Raw genomic sequence first — 13346 nt, forward strand, 5'->3', positions numbered from 1 at the left:
AATGAATATAACCAGAAACGGAAAACCGGGACGTTTCGCGCTAATCACCGGTGCTAGCAGAGGCCTTGGAAAAGCCTTTGCATTTGATCTCGCTAAACGGCAAAGAAACGTAATCCTGGTAAGTTTACCTGGAGAAGGCCTGGAACAGGTGGCAGAAGAAGTCCGGAAAGCCGGCTGTGAAGCTCATTTTTACGAAACAGACCTTACTATAAAACAGAATGTCCTGGACCTTACCGCATGGATAAATAACAATTTTCGCCTCGATATTCTTATTAACAATGCAGGATTTGGAGGTAACAAAAGATTTCTGGAAGCAGGTGCAGATTATATTGACAAGATGATTGAGCTTAATGTAAAAGCTACTTCCATAATCACCCACCAACTCCTTCCCAACCTGCTTAAAAGCGAACAATCCTATGTGCTGAACGTTTCCAGTATGGCAGCGATGTGCCCAATTGCTTACAAAACAGTGTATCCGGCTTCCAAGGCTTTTGTACACAGTTTTACGCGAAGTCTTCAGAATGAATTTTCAGATAAAGGTGTCTTTTTCAGCGTACTTAATCCGGGGCCCATCAAAACAAACGGAGATGTTTCCTCGAGAATTGACAAGCAAGGGATGCGGACGAAAATATTTGTTCTTCCGCCGGAAGAAATCGCCAGGCTTTCGATTGATCAACTTTTCATCGGAAAAAACGTTATAAAACTGAACTGGGCGCACCGCTTTGGCTGGTTCTTACTACATGTTTTACCCGTATCTGTTAAAATGTCAATTTTGAGCAATAATGCACTGAAGGAAATAGAAAACGCTGATTAATGAAGCTGCTTATTACCGGAGCTAACGGCTTACTGGCAACCAATACTATAAAACATTTTCTTGAGCTTGGCCACAGTGTGAAAGGGCTTTTAAGAAGCAAAGAAAAATTTTTACTGCCACCACACAAAAACCTGGAGCTTGTGCAGGGGGATATTACCGATGTTTCTGCTGTAGAAAATGCTGTTAACGGTTGTGATGCTGTGATCCACATCGCTGCCCTCACTTCTCCAGATTTGCCAAATTACGATAGCTACTATAAAGTAAATGTCCTGGGAAGTGAGAATCTTGTCAATTCCGCTATAAAGCATCAGCTTAAAAGGTTTATCTACGTAAGTTCCGCAAACACGATGGGTTTTGGAACTTTAGAAAGTCCGGGAACAGAAAAGACCCCTTTAAAACCTCCTTTCACCGAATCTCTTTATGCAAAAAGCAAGCTTGAAGGCCAGGAAAAGCTCCTTTCTTATGCTGATAAAATTAATGTTATAACCGTAAATCCAACTTTTATGCTCGGTCCTTATGACGGCAAACCCAGTTCCGGGGAAATTATTTTAATGGGCTACGGTAAAAAGTTCATTTTTTATCCTCCCGGCGGAAAAAATTTTGTAGATGTGCGGGATGTTGCACTTGGGATTAGTGCGGCACTGGAAAAAGGAAAGAACAGGGAAACTTACCTTTTGGCCGGGGAAAACCTGAGCTATCAAGAGTTTTTCACCAAGATTGTGCAACGGTCAGAAACAAAAACGGTAATGATAAAAGTGCCCACACAGTTACTTCTAGTCGCTGGCTACGGCGGGGATTTTATAAGAAAGATGGCTATAAAAACTTCAGTTTCATCTGCCAACATGAAGATCTTAAGTGTTAAAAATTATTATTCTGCTAAAAAAGCAGAGGAAGAACTAGGTGTTCATTTTCAACCGATTGATCAGGCGATAGATAATGCTATTGCATGGTTTCAGAAGAATGGGAAGTTGTAATCGTCTAGTTTTCAGCACCATTGGAATCGTAACTTTTTTAAAATTCATAAAATATCAATGATGTGCACATTGATCCAGATATGTATTATAAATGCGATTCAAGGGTTATAATATTAAATATACAAAAGCTGTAGCCAACCTGCCATAAGCATGCATTGTCAACCAGGGCAAACGCATTAAACTTTCATTAAGCTGAGCACTTTAATCAAATAGTATATACATCCAGACTTTCTTTGCCTTCATCTACAGGTTTTATATATAAATTACTACGGCTAACCTCCAGAAGTTACGACCGTCTCCTAATACCTAACATAACCTCAAAACTACCCACTTATGGGTATTGATAGGGAAGTATTTAAAAACTAAATTTAGTTTTTATTTAAAAAAATAATTTAGTAAAAGTTTGTATGTCCAGAGATAACATTTGTTTCATTTTAATTCTGAACTGCTTTTTTATTCAGGGAAATTCTCAAAATATTTCCACCTGGGAGATTAAGAAAGTAGAAAATGAAATTGAAATCAGTTACCGTTGGCTTACATCAACAGAGGGTATTAAGGTGCGGGAAATGAAAGCAGAGTTTTTTATTAATGCCAATCCTCCGGAAATAATTGAGCAATTTCAAAATTCTGAAAAACTCAAAAAACGGCAAATTTCTAAAGAAAGTATTATCAAGATACTCGGACCAGAATTCTGGCAAACATATTTGCAATTCAGATTACCATGGCCTTTTAAATCAAAAGATTTAATTACAATAAATAAAATAATAGAAGGAGACAAGCAGTTTATTATAAAGTCTGAAAGTTCGCCAAATTCTATTTCCAAAAAGGACAACGTAAATCGCATTGAAAGTCTCCAATCAGAATGGAAATTAATCCCCCTGAACAGTGGAATTACGCAGGTTGTTTATACAAGTATTAGCCATGACAAACCCGAGTTCCCAAGAGCTGTTGCCGATCCGATTATACAGGACAGATTGATTAAAACTCTTAATTTATTGAAAGAAAATGCTGAAAATGAAGACACTAATAGCAAAGATTAAAAGCCTTAAGATCTTTACCTTAAGTGGCAGTCCTGAAAGCATAGCTAAGGGATTTGCCCTAGGTTCTTTCATTGGGATGATGCCCGTTCCGGGGTTTCAGGTTTTTATAGCCTTATTTTTTTCTTCATCTCTTGGGGTAAATAAAAAAGCTGCCTGTCTTGCTGTTTTTAATACCAATGCTATAACTGGAGTATTCATTTTTGCCTTTAATTATTGGTTAGGAAAGACACTTTTAGGAATTGATAATGATTTCATTTTTCCTAATCAAATTGATTTTAGCTTTTTTAAAATTATTCTCCTGGCAGGTAAAGACGTTATGTTATCCCTGCTCATGGGGGGTTTAGTGACAGGTTTATCCAGCTCCCTAATAATCTATTATGGTATTTTGAGATATTACAAACGAAAATTGAAAATCCATGGAGACATATAATAAATTAACCGTCATCACTGGTGCAAGTCAGGGTTTGGGTTATGCCTTTGCCCGATCCTGCGCCATGCGGAAAAGGGATCTTATTTTGGTTTCCCTGCCAAATGAAAATCTTGAAACCACCGCCCGGAGTTTGCAGGAGGAATATAAAATTAAGGTTTTATACTTTGAAACCGATCTAACTAAAATAAATAGGATCAATGAATTAGTGAAAAACCTTGCTCCTTATAAAATAAACATGTTAATTAATAATGCAGGTATGGGGGGAACGAAAAAATTCAAAGAAGCCTCTGTAGATTATATTCAGAATATTATTTCCTTAAATATTCAAAGCCTGGTATTATTAACCCATCAGTTGCTGCCTTTCTTTTGCAAAAATCAGCAGAATTACATCTTAAACGTAGCAAGTCTGGCGGCCTTTTCCCCTATGCCATATAAAACTGTATATCCTGCCAGTAAGTCTTTTGTTTTGTCATTCTCAATGGGACTTTCCAGAGAAGTAAAAGATTTAAATATACATGTTGCAGTAACCTGTCCGGGAGGTCTGGCAACGAATTCAGAGGTGTCAAAAAGAATAAATTCCCATAAAGGGATTATTCAGAAATCAATTTTGACTCCGAAAGAAGTTGCAGAAATAAGTATAAATAGACTTTTAAAGAAAAAATTTGTTATCATTCCCGGAAAAATCAATAAATTGAGTGTTATTTTCCAAAAACTAGTTCCTGTACAAACCCAGATGAATGTCATTGGAAACAAACTTCAAAAAGAAATTTTAAGTTATTCTTCAGTCGGATAGATACATTTTCCTCTAAATATCAGCATTTCTATGGATCTGAGTTTTAACTTAAAAGATCTTACTATTTCAATTGCCATTTTAACCGGACTCCTAACTTTTCTTATTTACTGGTTTACCTTTAAATCTGAAAAGCTTCAATTTCATTTTAAAAATAAATATGGAGAAGATAAGGGTCATGTAAATTTCATTCTTTTTACACGATACCTGGGAGGAATTGTATGGGTATTTTGCCTTTTTTAAGTCTTTATTGTTTTATACCTACCTTAAGGATAAATGACCTGGGGTTAATATTTAAATTGGATGAGACATATCCATTTCTTATTGCGGCATTTTTACTCTTACTTTTTATAATTCCAATGGTTTATTTCAATGCAAAAAAGGTCGAAAATTTACTTGTTTACCCTCAAATAAGGAAATCTTTATGGAGTCAGAAATTAGTAGAAAGTAATTTTTTGTCATGGTCCTTTTATTTACTCGGGTATGAAATACTATTCAGGGGAATTTTGCTTTTTCCATTAAATCAGGTCCTGGGTTTGTGGCCGGCTATAATCTCTTGCCTTTGAACCCTACCTTAGCTGTTTTTTCATTTCTAAGCAGGTTCAAGGCTATTTTATTTAGGATAGAAAAATTCTGGGAAGCATTTTTTGCCCGTTTTCTCGATGCATCTTCTGAAAAGGCAACATCCAAGGTCCAGCGCAGTTTGTTTTCAATACCCCATTGCGAACGGATTGCTTTTTGAAAATCCTTTGCATTGGGTTCCAAGCTGGTGATATAGTACCAGGTAGCCATCTCCTTTGGCTTGTGGCTATTTTTAAATTTACGAACGCTCTCTATATTAATGGCTGCTTTTAAGCCTTCCCATTTTTGGGTAGTTTCAGCAGACATAAATTGAAAATCCTTAATGACCTGGCATACCCTTGTCTCTATCCTGCCGTGCCCCAAATCTTCAGACACCTGTTTTTCTATCTGTTTGGCAAATCGAAATTCATCTTCTATATCTTTATAAAGTTGGGGTTGGTTTTCCTTGACTGCTAAAATATAACCTGCTTTTCTGCTGGTAATTTCTATGGCAATCTCAGTTTTACAACCCGTGGCATCAATGGTCACCAAGGTGTCTTCTAAGAAGAGGACTTCCAATAGTTTAGGAATGGCTGCAATTTCATTAGATTTTTCAGATACTTTGACCTGTCCTAGAACAAGGTCGTTTTCATTGGCCCAGGCACTGACCATATGAACGGGGGATTTTCCGCCACTGACCTTGGTCTCCCTTAATCGTTTTACTGTTAATGGCAATCACCTCTCTTGGCTGCAATGCCGTCAGAGTTTGTAGCACTCTATAAAACACTGTTCAAATTGTTCTCTGTCGATATTGGAAAAGACCCGGTTAAAGGTAATGTTTCAGCAGCAATAAAAAAGAGAGATTTATCCCCGCTTTTTGAAGAAATCCTGTAGTTTCGTAAGTATAAACAATAATTCCCATGATTCAGAAACTTTTGCTGCTACTCCTGCTGGTTTGCATAGGCTGTAGCGAGACTACAAAAGAACCTCAAACTTTTACTGCTCAAAACGATGCTTACCAGTATTCCGGAAGAATCGAAAAAATAAATGATACTGCAGTTGCACTTATAAATTCCGGAGCTTCAGTAAAAATGAAGGTTTCAGGAGATAGCGTCCAAATTTTCCTTAGCGGGGAAAATGAACAGCCTCTTTTTGCAAATATTGAACTTAACGGAAGCTACCTTGGACGTTTTCGGACCGACGAAGCTATAAAAATTGATTTACCAGATTCCGTCAGCAACAATGCTCTGGGCATTTATAAAGCTACCGAAGCTACTACCGGCACGCTCTATTTCCACGGAATAGCGGCAGAAGAAGTAAGTACTCCGGAAATTGAAGATCGCCCAAAAATTGAGTTTATCGGTAATTCCATTACTTGCGGAATGGGAGCCGACACAGAAGAATATCCGTGCGATACCGGGGAATGGTATTTTCAGCATAACGCGTATCTCGCATACGGCCCAAGGGTCGCCAGGGCTCTAAATACAGATTTTGAATTATCCTGCGTTTCGGGAATGGGAATGTACCGCAACTGGAATGACGAAGACCAACCAGTGATGCCCGATGTTTATGAAAATCTTTACCTCAATAACGACAATTCTAAAAAAGCCAAATTTGAGGAAGCTCCCGAGGTGGTAAGTATTGCCCTGGGCACCAACGATCTTTCCCTGGGCGACGGTGAAAAAGCACGAGCAGATTTTGATCAGGAAAAGTTCACTTCCAATTATAAAAAGTTTGTAAAAATGATCTTTCAAAAGTATCCGGGGGTGAAAATTGCCCTTTTAACCAGCCCAATGGTGAGTGGGGAAAACAACGAGATACTGCTGGAATCGCTTCAAAATGTAAAAGAAAATTTTCCTGAGAAGGAAATAAATATCTTTGAATTTGACGCTGTAACTCCGCACGGCTGCGGCTATCATCCAGATATTGAAGACCATGAACTAATGGCAGAACAACTTATTCCGTTTTTTAAAGAACTACTTCAAAACAATTCCTGATGAAATTAAATTCTGCATTTTTCCTGCTTTTAATCCTGAGTAGTGCTCAAATTTTTGCAAATATCAGCCTTCCGGAAATATTTTCAGATAATATGGTATTACAACGAAATGCCGAGGTGAAAATCTGGGGATGGGCCAAGCCGGGTGAAGAGATCAAGCTAAGTACTAGCTGGAGTGATGAGCAGCTTAACACCAAAGGTGATAGAAACGGAAATTGGCAAATTACCCTTTCTACGCCAGATGTAAGCGGCAGCCAGGAAATCACCATTTCGGGATACAACGAAGTTAAACTGAAAAACCTGTTATTGGGTGAAGTGTGGTTGGTTTCTGGACAGTCAAATATGGAATGGAGTGCCGGCGCCGGCATTACCAATGCTGAAGAAGCCATTTCGGAAGCAGAAAACGACCAGATCAGGTTTTTTTCTGTAGCACATCGAACTGCTGAAAACAGGCAGCAGGATTTGGATGGTAGCTGGGTACAGAGTTCTCCGGAAACGATGAAGAACTTTAGTGCTGTAGCTTACTTCTTCGGAAAAAAACTTCAGGAAGAACTTGGCGTGCCCGTGGGACTTATCAATTCCAGTTGGGGTGGAACTCCCGCTGAAGTATGGGTTCCTTCCGAAGCAATTATAAGTAATGACAGCCTTGCAAAAGCAGCCAAAATGCTACCCGCCGAGCGTTGGGGACCAAATGAGCCGGGATTGATTTATAATGCGATGATTGCTCCTCTTGTTCCGTTTAAAATTCAGGGGATTTTGTGGTACCAGGGCGAATCCAATACAAGTAATGCGGCTTATTATGAGCAGCTATTTTCTACACTTATTAAAAGCTGGCGTGACGAGTGGGAAACAGAATTTCCTTTTTATTATGCCCAAATAGCACCTTACGATTATGGTGATAATTATTCTGGTGTGGAAATACGGGATGCGCAGCGCCGGGTAAGAAAATTGCCAAAAACAGGCATGGTCATGACCAGCGATATTGGCAATATTAAAGACATCCATCCCCGCAATAAACTGGATGTAGGGCTAAGATTTGCCAGACTTGCACTTGCAGATCACTACGGAAAAGAAATAGATGGTGCTTATGCCCCACAGTTCGAAAAAGCGGAAAAAGATGGCAGTAAAGTAAGAATCTATTTTGAACATGCTGAAGAATTGCATTTTGACAAGAGCAATAAGGAATCGCAATTCGAGCTTGCCGGTGAAAATGGCAATTTTCATCCTGCCATCGCCAAAATTAGTGATAATGTGATCATTTTAAGGTCAGGAAAAGTAAAAGAACCCAAAAAAGTAAGATTTTCCTGGGGAAGTACGAGTACTTCCAATGTTTTAAATGAAGCGGGGCTGCCTGCGTCCAGTTTTAGAGCAGAATTGTAGCTTAAAAAAAGAGCAAAGAGCGCTACGCTGCAGGAAATAAGAGTCAGGAGTTTAATTCTCTGATCTGAAACTTTTAATGAGCATCAAAATTTGGCAATTATCGGCATCAGACCTCACTAGTTTTGAAAACCTGTGAGGTCTTTTCATTCCATTAATAACAGCGCAAAAGTTCAGCCTTAAATTTGGCAATTTTCGACCTTCAGAAATTAGAAACGTCAGAATCTCCATCCATAATTCCAGAGGTTACAGACCTGCCGGGTTCTAAAAACCTGGCAGGTCGTTCAGCACAAAAATTGACAATTATCGATCCCTAAAAAAGAGCAACAGCGCTACGCTGCAGGAAATAAGAGCCAGGAGTTTAACTTTATGATCGGAAACTTTTAATGAGCATCAAAATTTGGCAATTATCGATCTGCAATCAAACGAATAACGCTGCGCTTCAGGAAACATAAATTAAGATCCTCAGCATGATGCAAGTGCAGTCTTCAATCAAATAGCTTTTAATCAACTTTGAAATTCAGCAATTATTGGCGAGAAATACTACTATCAGACTAAAAAGAAAGCATTAATAAATAAAGTTTAAATAAGAAATTTCTTTAAATTTGTATCCAAGTAGATACAGTGATGTTGTTTATTGAAAAAACCGATGAATTTGATAAATGGTTTAGAAAGCTAAAAGACTTGAAAGCCAAAGCAAAAATTCTATTTCGAATTCAGAAACTAGAAAAGGATGGACATTTTGGAGACTGCAAACCTGTAGGTCGCGGCATTAAAGAAATGCGAATTAATTTCGCAAAAGGATATCGTTTGTACTTTAAAGAAAAAAACGCAAAAATAATTGTCCTCCTGGTTGGTGGAGGTAAGTCTTCTCAACAAAAGGATATCGCTAAAGCAAAAGAAATCTGGAAAAAATTAAAAGAGTAGTAAAAATGAAAACTTCGAAATTTGACGTAGCAGAATATTTAGATAGTAAAGAAATGATTGCTGAGTATCTTAACACTGTTTTACAAGAAGGAGATAATGCAGATGTAATTAATGCCATTGGACATATCGCAAAAGCGATAGGAATGACCAAAATATCAGAAGAAACAGGGTTAAGCAGACCCAGTTTATACAAAGCGTTGTCGGACGGAGCAAAACCACAGTTTTCTACAATAATGAAAGTTTTAAAAGCTATTGGAGGACAGATCCAAGTAAATCCGGTATCTACCTAAAGTTCAGCATAAAATTTGACAATTACCGACCCCTAAAAAGAGCAAAGAGCGCTGCGCTGCAGGAAATAAGCGCCAGGAGTTTAATTTCTGATCGGAAACTTTTAATGAGCATCAAAATTTGGCAATTATCGGCATCAGACCTCAGAGGTTTTGAAAACCTGTGAAGTCTTTTCATTCCTTTAATAACAGGCTAAAGATCAGCCTTAAATTGACCAATTTTCGACCTTCAGCGCTTTACAATATAACCAGTCTTCTAATGGGCTTCGACAGGCTAAACCTGATATAGCGTCTGATTTTTCAGAGAAAATCTTGTTACTATTTTTTCTGCCGAAGTAAAGCTTCAAAATAAAAAAACTCCTGCATCAGATTGACACAGGAGTTTATTTTTAAAAAAATAGAACAGTCTGTTATTCAACTAAATTGAAAGAAGCCTGCAGTCCTTCTACAGAACTTCCTCCTACAAGGATCTGGAATTCTCCGGGTTCTACAACATATTCTCCCTGTGCATTATAGAAGCCCAGTTCTTTCTCAGTAAGTGTGAAATTTACTGTTTTTGTTTCTCCTTTAGATATTTCGACTAATTCAAAACCTTTCAGTTCTTTTACCGGTCTTATCACGCTGGCATACATGTCCCTGATGTACAGCTGAATAACCTCTTTTCCGTCGTAATTACCAGTATTGGTAACTTCAACGGAGATATTAAGTTCTCCGGAAACACTCACTTCTTCTTTATCCAGTTTCAGGTTATCATAACTAAAATCTGTATAGCTTAGTCCATAACCAAAAGGATAAAGTGGCGTGTTTTCAACATCCATGTAATGCGACCAGAATACCATTTCGGTTGCTTCAGGTCTTCCGGTATTCCCATGATTATAGTAGATTGGTGTCTGACCGACATTCCGTGGGAAAGTCATTGGTAATTTTCCGCTGGGGTTATAATCTCCATAAAGAACCTGGGCAACTGCATTGCCGGTTTCTGTTCCCAAATGCCATGCTTCAACAATTGCCGGAATATTTTCTTCTGCCCATTCAATGGCCAAAGGACGTCCATTGTTAAGAACAAGAACGATATTCTGATTTACTTCATAAACTTTTTCCATTAATTCCTGTTGAACGCCGGGAAGATCAAGATTTGTACGGCTCCTGCCCTCTCCACTCTGGAAACCATGCTCGCCAAGAACCATTACCACTACATCTGCATCTTTTGCTGCCTCCAGAGCTGCATCAAATCCGCTCTTGTCGGTGGTATTAAACTCGAGTTCGTTAATAAAAGTTACCCTTCCGTTTACGAGGTCTGCTCCTTTTTCAAAAACAAGGTTATTGCCTTCGTATTTTTGCATTCCTTCTAAAACAGAAACAGCAGTATTATCATCTGATGCTATTCTCCAGCTTCCTAACGGACTGTTTTTATCATCTGCAAGCGGACCGATAAGAGCGATGTTCTGACCTTTTTTCTCCAGGGGTAAAATATTGTTCTCATTTTTAAGCAGGACTATGGATTTTTTGGCCATATCAAGAACTGCTTCATGATTCTCCTTACTTCCTATAATATTTTGCTCTCTTTCTTCATCCAAATACCTGTATGGGTCTTCAAACAATCCAAGCTCGAACTTAACACGCAGTATCCTTCTAACCGCATCATCAATAAGTGCTTCGTCCACCTGGCCCTCATTCACAAGTGCAACAAGTTCGTTTACATAAGAATAGGATTCCATATCCATATCTACGCCTGCCTGTACGGCTTTTTTAGCAGCCATCTTTTCGTTTTTCACAAAGCCGTGAGTAGCCATTTCTTCAATAGAGGCATAATCTGAAATAACAAAACCTTCAAAACCCCACTTTTGCTTCAGAATATCTCTTAATAAATATTCATTTCCGGTAACAGGCACCCCGTTCAATTCATTGAATCCATTCATAAAGGTTTTTACTCCGGCCTCTTCCGCAGCTTTAAAAGGAGGCAAAACGATGTTGTGTAACGTAAGTGTCCCAATATCTGCTTTGTTGTATTCCCGTCCTGCTTCAGCAAAACCATAGCCGGCAAAATGCTTGGCGGTGGCAGCGATTGTAAGTGGGTGAGACAAATCTTCTCCCTGGAAGCCTTTAACCCTTGCCACGGCAATTTTGCTGCCCAGGTAGGGATCTTCACCTCCACCTTCCATAACGCGGCCCCAGCGTGCATCCCTGGAAATATCGACCATGGGTGCAAAGGTCCAGTTTATTCCGGAAGCAGCCGCTTCTGAAGCAGCTACCTCTGCAGATTTCCTGATCGCCTCAAGATCCCAGCTTGCCGATTCTGCCAATGGAATCGGGCTTAAGGTTTTATAACCGTGAATAACATCGAACCCAATAATGAGCGGAATCCCGAGCCTGGTTTCTTCAACTACAATTTTCTGAACCGCTCTAACCTGCTCCACCCCGCGCACGGTTAGCATGGAGCCAACCAGACCGCTTCGCAAATGCTCATATTTGAGTTCTGCACTACCACCTTCGGGAGCCGGGCCGGTTACTTCCCAAAAGCCATTATATTGGTTCATTTGCCCTACTTTTTCTTCAAGGGTCATAAGGTTTAACAATGAATCTACTTTTTGGGTAATGCTGTCAATTTCTAAAGTTTCCATAGATTGATTTAGTCTTCTGTCGTTACCGCTGAAACTTAACATCCCCATTGCGGTGACAATTATCAGGGAAAAACATGCTGTTCTTTTCATTTGTTATTAATATTAGTTAGAGTTAGTTACTTTTCCTGAAGCTATCAGGTGAGCTACCTCCAGGCAAAATAGTATTAAGTTAGCTTCCTGTAAAGCATTTTACTTCCCATAGATCACTCTTCCATTACATTTTAGCTTAATTGGCCGGCATGTCGTACAACGACGGCAGGTCCTCTAATAGAAGTGCTTCCTCCTTTTCGATAAATTCCATAAAATCATCTTCCCCTTCTACTCCCGGAACAGGTACCGTATAAGAATCGGCATAATTTTGCCAGAACATTATGAAACCTATATTCACATCACTTTCTGTGATGACATTGTATATATTTTCTGAATAAAAATTGGACGGCAATGGATTTTGAGCGTCTACAAAATAACCTGTCTCGGTTAATGCTGCCACTTTATTCCTTTCCTTCGCAAGATCTGAAACCACTTTTAGCTTCTGATTAGCTGCTGCAACACCAGAGCCGCTTTGTGAAGAAAAATCTCCGTAATTGTCCATACCTAAGATATCCACATATTCATCTCCCGGATATCTACTTAAATAGGCGCTTTTGCTTGTATAGCTATTATCTGGCGCAAATGCGTACAAAATATTGTGCACATCTAACTCGTCCCTAAGATAAGTAACGGTAAATCTCCATACTTCCTTGAACTCTGCCGGAGTGGAATAAGGTGCACCCCACCAAAAGAAGTCCCCATCGAATTCGTGAAAAGGCCTGAAAATTACCGGTATAAGTGTGCCGTCACTTCCTCTGAGGTTTTTTACCACCTCTGCCACTTTTTGTAGCTTTTCTCTATAATAATCGTGGTTAGCACCTCCGGGCATAATACTTCTAAATGCGTTTTCTCTTTGAAAAGCTGTCATTTCACTGGTGTAAAAATCATCCCCTTCATAAGGTTCGCGTAAATGCCACGTAAAAGCATTCACCATACCTTTATCATAAGCTTCAATTGCATCCTGGGTAATTTGTTGTTCCTGCTGATAGAACCAGTTACCGGCCTCCCCGTTATTGGAATCATCTGTAATAAACATGAAATCTGAACCGAGCATCCCGGGATCGCTTCCGGTTAGTTTTTTCATATCGGATTCTCCGGAATCACTATTATAAAAAGCATTAAAAGCATCCTGCTGGCCTATGATAAAACGGGAATCGGAAATTGCTTTCAAGTGATAAAATAATGCCACAGTTTCTTCTGAAGCCGATCCATCTACTATATAGCCCCTGGTCTCCCCGGGAGCAAAAGCATAAGTCTGCGGATCCCCCTCTTCGGGTGTTTCTTCGGGAACTTCAGGTTCTGTAGGTTCTTCCGGCTCTTCCGGAACTTCTTCGGGTGTTTCTTCAACCGGGTCCGGTTCATCAAAACTATCGTCTTCACTACATGCAGTAGTGATTACAAAGACAAATAATAACAATAAGTAACTAAGCTTTTTCATA

14 protein-coding genes are annotated in these 13346 nt (G+C 39.2%); 11 read left to right on the forward strand and 3 right to left on the reverse strand.

The features are described from left to right. Nucleotide 1 precedes the first annotated feature (1 nt). From RM545_RS00110 to RM545_RS00135, 6 genes are all read left to right on the forward strand, one after another. Nucleotides 2–814, forward strand: coding sequence for an SDR family NAD(P)-dependent oxidoreductase (locus RM545_RS00110; RefSeq protein WP_311493231.1), 813 nt, complete (start codon nt 2–4; stop codon nt 812–814). Continuing rightward, nucleotides 814–1788 (forward strand): NAD-dependent epimerase/dehydratase family protein, encoded by a 975-nt coding sequence (locus RM545_RS00115; RefSeq protein WP_311493232.1) that lies wholly within the window; start codon nt 814–816, stop codon nt 1786–1788. The genes RM545_RS00110 and RM545_RS00115 overlap by 1 nt, the downstream gene beginning before the upstream one ends. Nucleotides 1789–2195: 407 nt before the next feature. Beyond that, nucleotides 2196–2828: an SRPBCC family protein gene (locus RM545_RS00120; protein WP_311493233.1), complete on the forward strand. Its 633-nt coding sequence runs from the start codon at nt 2196–2198 to the stop codon at nt 2826–2828. Further along, nucleotides 2794–3258, forward strand: a complete 465-nt coding sequence (locus RM545_RS00125; protein ID WP_311493234.1) for a DUF2062 domain-containing protein — start codon at nt 2794–2796, stop codon at nt 3256–3258. Before RM545_RS00120 ends, RM545_RS00125 begins: the two co-directional genes overlap by 35 nt. Then, nucleotides 3245–4051, forward strand: coding sequence for an SDR family NAD(P)-dependent oxidoreductase (locus RM545_RS00130; protein WP_311493235.1), 807 nt, complete (start codon nt 3245–3247; stop codon nt 4049–4051). Before RM545_RS00125 ends, RM545_RS00130 begins: the two co-directional genes overlap by 14 nt. 30 nt (nt 4052–4081) lie before the next feature. Then, nucleotides 4082–4291 (forward strand): hypothetical protein, encoded by a 210-nt coding sequence (locus RM545_RS00135; RefSeq protein ID WP_311493236.1) that lies wholly within the window; start codon nt 4082–4084, stop codon nt 4289–4291. A gap of 303 nt (nt 4292–4594) precedes the next feature. Here RM545_RS00135 and RM545_RS00140 read toward each other — a convergent pair whose 3' ends face one another. Continuing rightward, nucleotides 4595–5344 (reverse strand): ISAs1 family transposase, encoded by a 750-nt coding sequence (locus RM545_RS00140; RefSeq protein ID WP_311493237.1) that lies wholly within the window; start codon nt 5342–5344, stop codon nt 4595–4597. A gap of 185 nt (nt 5345–5529) precedes the next feature. Between RM545_RS00140 and RM545_RS00145 the strand changes: the two genes are divergently transcribed. The 5 genes from RM545_RS00145 (at nt 5530) to RM545_RS00165 (ending at nt 9199) form a co-directional block, all read left to right on the forward strand. Next, a complete protein-coding gene (locus tag RM545_RS00145; protein ID WP_311493238.1) occupies nt 5530–6606 on the forward strand; it encodes an SGNH/GDSL hydrolase family protein in 1077 nt (358 codons plus the stop codon). Then, complete coding sequence (locus tag RM545_RS00150; RefSeq protein ID WP_311493239.1) at nt 6606–7985, forward strand: sialate O-acetylesterase; 1380 nt, start codon at nt 6606–6608, stop codon at nt 7983–7985. The genes RM545_RS00145 and RM545_RS00150 overlap by 1 nt, the downstream gene beginning before the upstream one ends. Before the next feature lie 182 nt (nt 7986–8167). Continuing rightward, on the forward strand, nt 8168–8299 hold the full coding sequence (locus RM545_RS00155) for a hypothetical protein (protein WP_311493240.1): 132 nt from the start codon (nt 8168–8170) through the stop codon (nt 8297–8299). A 310-nt stretch (nt 8300–8609) separates the two neighbouring features. Further along, on the forward strand, nt 8610–8909 hold the full coding sequence (locus RM545_RS00160) for a type II toxin-antitoxin system RelE/ParE family toxin (RefSeq protein WP_311493241.1): 300 nt from the start codon (nt 8610–8612) through the stop codon (nt 8907–8909). A gap of 5 nt (nt 8910–8914) precedes the next feature. After that, complete coding sequence (locus tag RM545_RS00165) at nt 8915–9199, forward strand: addiction module antidote protein (protein WP_311493242.1); 285 nt, start codon at nt 8915–8917, stop codon at nt 9197–9199. A 407-nt stretch (nt 9200–9606) separates the two neighbouring features. Here the strand turns inward: RM545_RS00165 and bglX are convergent, their stop codons facing one another. Together bglX and RM545_RS00175 are read right to left on the reverse strand one after the other, a co-directional pair. Next, nucleotides 9607–11907 carry a beta-glucosidase BglX gene (bglX, locus tag RM545_RS00170; protein ID WP_311493243.1) on the reverse strand — a complete coding sequence of 767 codons (2301 nt, stop codon included), beginning with the start codon at nt 11905–11907 and terminating at the stop codon, nt 9607–9609. Nucleotides 11908–12043: 136 nt separating this feature from the next. Beyond that, the gene (locus RM545_RS00175) at nt 12044–13345 is read right to left on the reverse strand and encodes a glycoside hydrolase family 26 protein (RefSeq protein ID WP_311493244.1); all 1302 of its coding nucleotides are present in this window, start codon (nt 13343–13345) and stop codon (nt 12044–12046) included. Nucleotide 13346 lies beyond the last annotated feature (1 nt).

Source organism: Autumnicola lenta, assembly GCF_031846515.1.
Classification (GTDB): Bacteria; Bacteroidota; Bacteroidia; order Flavobacteriales; family Flavobacteriaceae; genus Autumnicola; species Autumnicola lenta.

Excerpts from the sequence above, each read along its gene's own strand:
- RM545_RS00110 (WP_311493231.1), top strand. The coding sequence starts at position 2 with ATGAATATAACCAGAAACGGAAAACCGGGACGTTTCGCGCTAATCACC.
- RM545_RS00115 (WP_311493232.1), top strand. The coding sequence starts at position 814 with ATGAAGCTGCTTATTACCGGAGCTAACGGCTTACTGGCAACCAATACT.
- RM545_RS00120 (WP_311493233.1), top strand. The coding sequence starts at position 2,196 with ATGTCCAGAGATAACATTTGTTTCATTTTAATTCTGAACTGCTTTTTT.
- RM545_RS00125 (WP_311493234.1), top strand. The coding sequence starts at position 2,794 with ATGCTGAAAATGAAGACACTAATAGCAAAGATTAAAAGCCTTAAGATC.
- RM545_RS00130 (WP_311493235.1), top strand. The coding sequence starts at position 3,245 with ATGGAGACATATAATAAATTAACCGTCATCACTGGTGCAAGTCAGGGT.
- RM545_RS00135 (WP_311493236.1), top strand. The coding sequence starts at position 4,082 with ATGGATCTGAGTTTTAACTTAAAAGATCTTACTATTTCAATTGCCATT.
- RM545_RS00145 (WP_311493238.1), top strand. The coding sequence starts at position 5,530 with ATGATTCAGAAACTTTTGCTGCTACTCCTGCTGGTTTGCATAGGCTGT.
- RM545_RS00150 (WP_311493239.1), top strand. The coding sequence starts at position 6,606 with ATGAAATTAAATTCTGCATTTTTCCTGCTTTTAATCCTGAGTAGTGCT.
- RM545_RS00160 (WP_311493241.1), top strand. The coding sequence starts at position 8,610 with ATGTTGTTTATTGAAAAAACCGATGAATTTGATAAATGGTTTAGAAAG.
- RM545_RS00165 (WP_311493242.1), top strand. The coding sequence starts at position 8,915 with ATGAAAACTTCGAAATTTGACGTAGCAGAATATTTAGATAGTAAAGAA.
- bglX (WP_311493243.1), bottom strand. The coding sequence starts at position 11,907 with ATGAAAAGAACAGCATGTTTTTCCCTGATAATTGTCACCGCAATGGGG.
- RM545_RS00175 (WP_311493244.1), bottom strand. The coding sequence starts at position 13,345 with ATGAAAAAGCTTAGTTACTTATTGTTATTATTTGTCTTTGTAATCACT.